This window comes from Actinomadura formosensis NBRC 14204, assembly GCF_001552155.1.
Classification (GTDB): Bacteria; Actinomycetota; Actinomycetes; order Streptosporangiales; family Streptosporangiaceae; genus Spirillospora; species Spirillospora formosensis.
The window spans coordinates 1-5,257 of record NZ_BCQQ01000228.1 but is presented as its reverse complement, the minus strand read 5'-3'; the positions used below and the strand labels follow the sequence as shown (position 1 = coordinate 5,257).

The window sequence follows — 5,257 nt, the reverse complement described above, 5'->3', positions numbered from 1 at the left end:
AAGCGAGATCAGCACCGTCCAGGGACGTCCCTACATGCCCGCTGACCAGCGCCGCAACCTCCCGGGCGTCCACACCCGTCCAAGATCATCCGACCTCGTTGTTAGCACCGCCGTTAGCACCCACGCCCGTCCCGGAGGGTGCGCCCGCGCGAACGACGAGACGCTGTGACAGACCGATTCGCGCGGGCGTATCCTCCGGCCCGCGGGGGGCTGGGGGTCGCGAGACCCCCGCTTCGCGCTCGCTCTACAGGCGCGCTGCCCAGGCAGTAGCAACTGGGCCTAACCTGACGATCTACGAAGGCATGCACAGGACGACACTCCCGGAGGCTACTATCCCCCGTAAGAGTGACAGCACTCTTACGTTAACCAGACACCGTTCCACGAACGTCTCGGAGCACCTTTGCGCATGACAACTGTCAGAGATAGGCGAATATGTCCCTAGCGACCCGGATTCATCAGTACTTCGCCGTACAAGAAGTGCCAGAGTTTCCGACACTTCCAGACGAAGAAGCTGCCGAAGTAGCCAAAGAATACTGGCTCCGAACACTAAGAGCAGACGAAACCTCTCGCACTAGAGCTCAAACCGCTTATGCAATTACGAGTGCTCTATCAACCGTCGGCATCGGTGTATTCTTTACCGCGGGCATGGCAGTCCAGGTCATGCCAACCAAAATTCTAATCGTCCTTGCGATCATGTCTTGGACGGCCGCGACCTTCCTGTATCTTGCAGCGGTATCCTCAAGCAATAAGCCCGACGACGCCAACAGCAGCGAAGATGGTGATCAACAACCTGGTTCGATGCAGCCTATAGACCTAATTGATCTAGCCAATGCTGGAATGATGGAGGTGCAGGAGACTCGTTCCCTTGTCGTCGCTTGGCTACGGAGGGCTAACGCTGCATCTTTTGCTGCTATAGTCTTTGCGGTTGCCGCCTTCCTGGTATCGGCCTTTTATATACCCAAGAAAGAGATAAAAGCGACCATTTTGGTCGAGCAAGTTGGCGCTTCGGCTTTGTCGAGCCTTTGCGGCGAAAGGATATCAACCTTGGAGGGCACAGTGGACTCGGAAAGTTTGAAAGACACTTACGTAACCATAAAGATCAATAAAAGAAGTCCGTGTTTTGGATCACGGAAGATGACTATTCAACGCGCCTGGGTCAACGCGGTAGTGTCGGATAAATAGGTTCGATCAGGTGGCGTCCTCTCAGGGAAGTAACCGTCCTCTCAATATCATTTGGACTTGTGATTCCAATGAAGTGGAAGTGGAAGAAAGCTTTCGAGAGGTACTTGCCATGCTTGAAGGAAATTGGGTAGACCCTCGACCCAAGATCCTTCCTGTACGCTATAACTCAAGTGAATTGAATGCCGACTACGAGCAAGATGTCAACGTTGGCCTTCTGCTGGAACGTGCGCACTTAGCCTTTATCCTTCCGGACCAGCAAGGAGTTCTTTCGACAGGATGCACGGAACTCGCTGCCGCCGCAATAGATGCAAGAGTTCCTCTATGGGTTCTTCTTCAGGGGCCGTACCCTTCTGCTGCTCTAGCCCAGTCTTTCAACGCGCTGGGAGATTTGGATACCTATACACTGATCGGGAACACGAGTAAGCACGGCGTCCCCGCTGTGGTGTGGGCAGCATTGCTACGGGCCGCCCTACTGGCTGAACGCGGAGAGTTCGTTACTCAAAGCGGAGCCAACCAAGGCACTCCTGCTGGGAGCCGCGAAAGAGCAAAAGAGCTTCGTGGAAGGATACCAAAGCTATGAACATAAAACTGGTGGCGTCGCTCCTATATCCGACAGAGGTTGCTCCACACCCAAACTGGAGCGCTCAAGAGATCGACTCTTATGGTGCCATAGCACTGCTTTCTTTGCACCATTTCTCCGAGTACAACCAATTCGCTCGCAGAGACCTTGTGCCGGACCTCACCGAAGATGCACAAACGCCGGCGGGAGATTGGGCATTAGTGCAAGCGTTCGGGCGGTCTCTATTCGTAGAGACACAAATGCTTGGAGTTAGACAACTCGTTGACCTCTCACAGGCTCACGAATCCACGCTCGTCAAGGCGATTGCTGCCATTATGGCAGCCTGCGCTTATTCTGACATGAACGACTTCAAGGCCGCTCTTTCTGTACTTCAAGATTTTGTGAACCCCGCCCAGCAAGAGACTGTTCCTCCTCTTGGCCGCACCCTCCTTTCGCTTCAACTCGGTTGCAGAAATGCGGACCTCGGTGATTACGCGACCGCGCTAGATCACTACGATGCCGCCCATGCTCAGGCCATGTCCATTGATGTCGAGAATCAAGAAGTATTCTCGCTCGCAGAGGGATCCAAGCGCTCAAGCATAGATGTCATTAGAAGCATCGTCGATGGTCTTATCGAATCAGCGTATCTAAATAAAAGCAACATGCGCTTTTACCTGGGTGACGCGGACATCTGGAAGGAAACTGTCCGCAGACCAATCGTTAGCTACTGGTTGGAACACAGAAGTGCCGCTTACGCGGCACTGTCGAGATGGCAGGGGCAGGTGTTTGATGATCAAATCGATGCCCCGACTCGGCTGGGTAAGCGAAGGGTATTCGGTGGAGGCGTGTCCCAATACAGGACCTTGGATTCACACGCTCTAACCGCGGAGCTTGCGGGCGACTGGGTTCGTGCGCGTGAAGCCCGGCTACTTCTAGGACGCGATCGCTTTCTTCAGTCACCAAGCGCCGAGTCGCCACAGTGGAACCGACGCGATGGCCTCGCCCTCTTGCTGCGCAGTGGCGATACCAAGAACCTTACAAAAGCTGCTCGGTTGCTGCAATGCGAAGGCCCGCTTGCCGTTCTAATCGACACGGCTATGAGCATGCTTCCCAACGAGCAGGACAAGCTTGGGCGGGGCCATTTTGCCATCTTCCGCGCCGCCGCGTCGCTCCTTCCTAGTGAGGCTGTCGATCACATTATCGCGAGCCTACTTGGAAGAGGCATTGATCGGACAGTAAGAGATGCAGCTGGCTTGTATCGCTTTGATGACGAGGCTTGGTCCGCCATATCCGCGCTGACTTCCTATGCCTCAGATAAGACAATCATTCAGGAGGCAATCTGGGACGCTGCAACCCAGACTGATGACCCGCTCGTCCTGCGCCGTCTGGCCGATATCGCCCCAAAACTGGACTGGTCGACGGTGGTAGGTAGCTACCGCGACAATTGGATTCAGTGGGCTGCCGATCACTTGGTTGGCGACGGCGCGGGACTGAGTGCCTCTGTTGCCGAATGTCTTGCCAAAATTGGCGACTTCCGGCTCGTTGATCAGATTGCAGAGGCTATCAGAGCAGGTGAGCAATCCCTTCTACTCGCTGCCTGCCTCGTAGATGCTTCGCGCGCGAGTTCATATTCAATTCCGATTACCACTCGCAACAAGATTCGGACCTTGCTTCTTGAGAATATCCAAAAGAAGCGCGACGACTCTGCACGCGGCTCCTTTAGTGTAGGCGGCATTGACGTAACCTATCTGGCCACTGTATTCGCATTCATGTACCCGGACACTGCTATCTGGGAGGCTATAACGGCTTGCCTTACTGACTCGCTAATACCCGACTCAGACAAAGCCAATAGTCTGAACTGGATTACTGTCAATATTTCCAAGGTTCCAGACGAAACAATGGCCAACCTGCGGGCAAATGCGCACCGTCTAACGAACGAATCTCGGCTATCCGACTTTCTGGATTGGAATAAGTCGGCTGCAGCTTTGCGCTTTCTCTGCCAAGCGAAAGAGATTGACCCGGGCGCCGTGTTTTCGGCCATTGAAGAAATGCGTTCCGCAGCTGACAATCAAAGTCGAATTGAATGCGCCAGAAGCCTCATCTATGCTGCCAATATCTTGCCCCCCGTGTTTCCTGCTTCCGTTGCGCTGGAACTGACGCGAGATTCATCCGTACGTGTCCGGGCAGCCTCGGCACGCTCTCTCGCGGAACTCGCCTTCTCGGTCGAATCTCAAATGCGCGAGGTGATCTTTCGGAAAATTGAAGAAATGCTTTCCAGTGATGGCATTGATGTACCCTTGGCTTCACTTAGGGGAATTCAAGATTTGGCTACCCCCCAGAAAGAAGCGCTGGTTACGGAGCTTGGCGTGGTTTTTGAAACTCTTAGAGGGCACCCTGACGTGCGCATCCGCCAAGCGATCGAGTCTCTCGGGGGAGCAGCAGCGTAGCCAGCCGCTAGCCGGTTTTGAGAGCTTAGAGCGGTAGGGACTCTTGGAGACCAGGTGAGGAGCCAATGCTCTGGAGCCTTAGGCCGCTCGGCGGGCGGTCGGGGCGGGTCGGCCCGGAGAGGCCGCATGCCCGGCCCGGACCGACCGGCGGCGACCGCGTAGCGGGCGCCCTTGAAGACGTAGAGAAAGTTCTCATCCGGTGGGACTGTCCTAAAGATCGTGTGGGTGGGGTGGTGATCCGGAAGGCTGGGGCCGTTGCCCTGGCCGGGAAGGATCACGCGTGACCAAGGACAAGGACGAGACCGTCGGTGGGCTGGATGTGCAACTGGCGGCCGAGTTGATCGCCAAGGCCAAGGCCGAGGGGGTGTCGCTGGTCGGGCCGGACGGGCTGCTGGCCGGGATCACCAAGACGGTGCTGCAGGCCGCGCTGGAGGCCGAGACGAGCGAGCATCTGGGCTATGAGCGGGGCGAACGTCCGGCCGAGCCGACCGGTAACCACCGCAACGGCAGCTCGCCCAAGACGGTGTCGACCGAGGTCGGGCCGGTGCGAATCGAGGTGCCGCGGGACCGGGCGGGTGAGTTCACCCCGCAGATCGTGCCCAAGCACGCCCGCCGGGTGGCGGGGTTCGACGAGGCGATCGTGTCGCTGTATGCCAAGGGTCTGACCACCGGGGAGATCCGCGCGCACCTCGCCGAGATTTACCAGATCGAGGTGTCGCGCGACCTGATCTCCCGGGTCACCGACAAGGTCGTGGAGGAGATGGAGGCCTGGCGGGCCCGGCCACTTGACAGCGTCTACCCGGTCGTGCTGATCGACGCGCTGTATGTGAAGATCCGCGAGGGCAACGTGGCCAACCGCCCGATCTATGTCGCGGTCGGCATCAACTGCCACGGTGAGCGCGAGGTGCTGGGGTTGTGGGTCGGGACCGGCGGCGAGGGCGCCAAGCACTGGATGACCGTGCTGGCCGAACTGCGCAACCGCGGCGTGCAGGACGTGTGCATCGCCTGCTGCGACGGGCTCAAGGGCCTGCCCGAGGCCATCGAGGAGATCTGGCCGCAGGCCACCGTC

The 5,257-nt window shown here is 57.3% G+C and carries 4 protein-coding genes; all 4 read left to right on the top strand.

All coding sequences use genetic code 11. The features are described from left to right. The first annotated feature begins 432 nt into the window (after positions 1-432). Positions 433-1,182 (top strand): hypothetical protein, encoded by a 750-nt coding sequence (locus AF1_RS34995; protein ID WP_131732330.1) that lies wholly within the window; start codon positions 433-435, stop codon positions 1,180-1,182. A gap of 10 nt (positions 1,183-1,192) precedes the next feature. Beyond that, positions 1,193-1,762 (top strand): hypothetical protein, encoded by a 570-nt coding sequence (locus AF1_RS34990; protein WP_131732329.1) that lies wholly within the window; start codon positions 1,193-1,195, stop codon positions 1,760-1,762. Next, positions 1,759-4,188, top strand: a complete 2,430-nt coding sequence (locus tag AF1_RS34985; RefSeq protein ID WP_131732328.1) for a hypothetical protein — start codon at positions 1,759-1,761, stop codon at positions 4,186-4,188. Before AF1_RS34990 ends, AF1_RS34985 begins: the two co-directional genes overlap by 4 nt. 313 nt (positions 4,189-4,501) lie before the next feature. Beyond that, on the top strand, positions 4,502-5,257 hold a 756-nt coding region (locus AF1_RS31775), incomplete at its 3' end, for an IS256 family transposase (protein ID WP_457912014.1).

What these genes read in the sequence shown, in the direction of transcription:
- AF1_RS34995 (WP_131732330.1), top strand. Translation starts at nt 433, where the DNA reads ATGTCCCTAGCGACCCGGATTCATCAGTACTTCGCCGTACAAGAAGTG.
- AF1_RS34985 (WP_131732328.1), top strand. Translation starts at nt 1,759, where the DNA reads ATGAACATAAAACTGGTGGCGTCGCTCCTATATCCGACAGAGGTTGCT.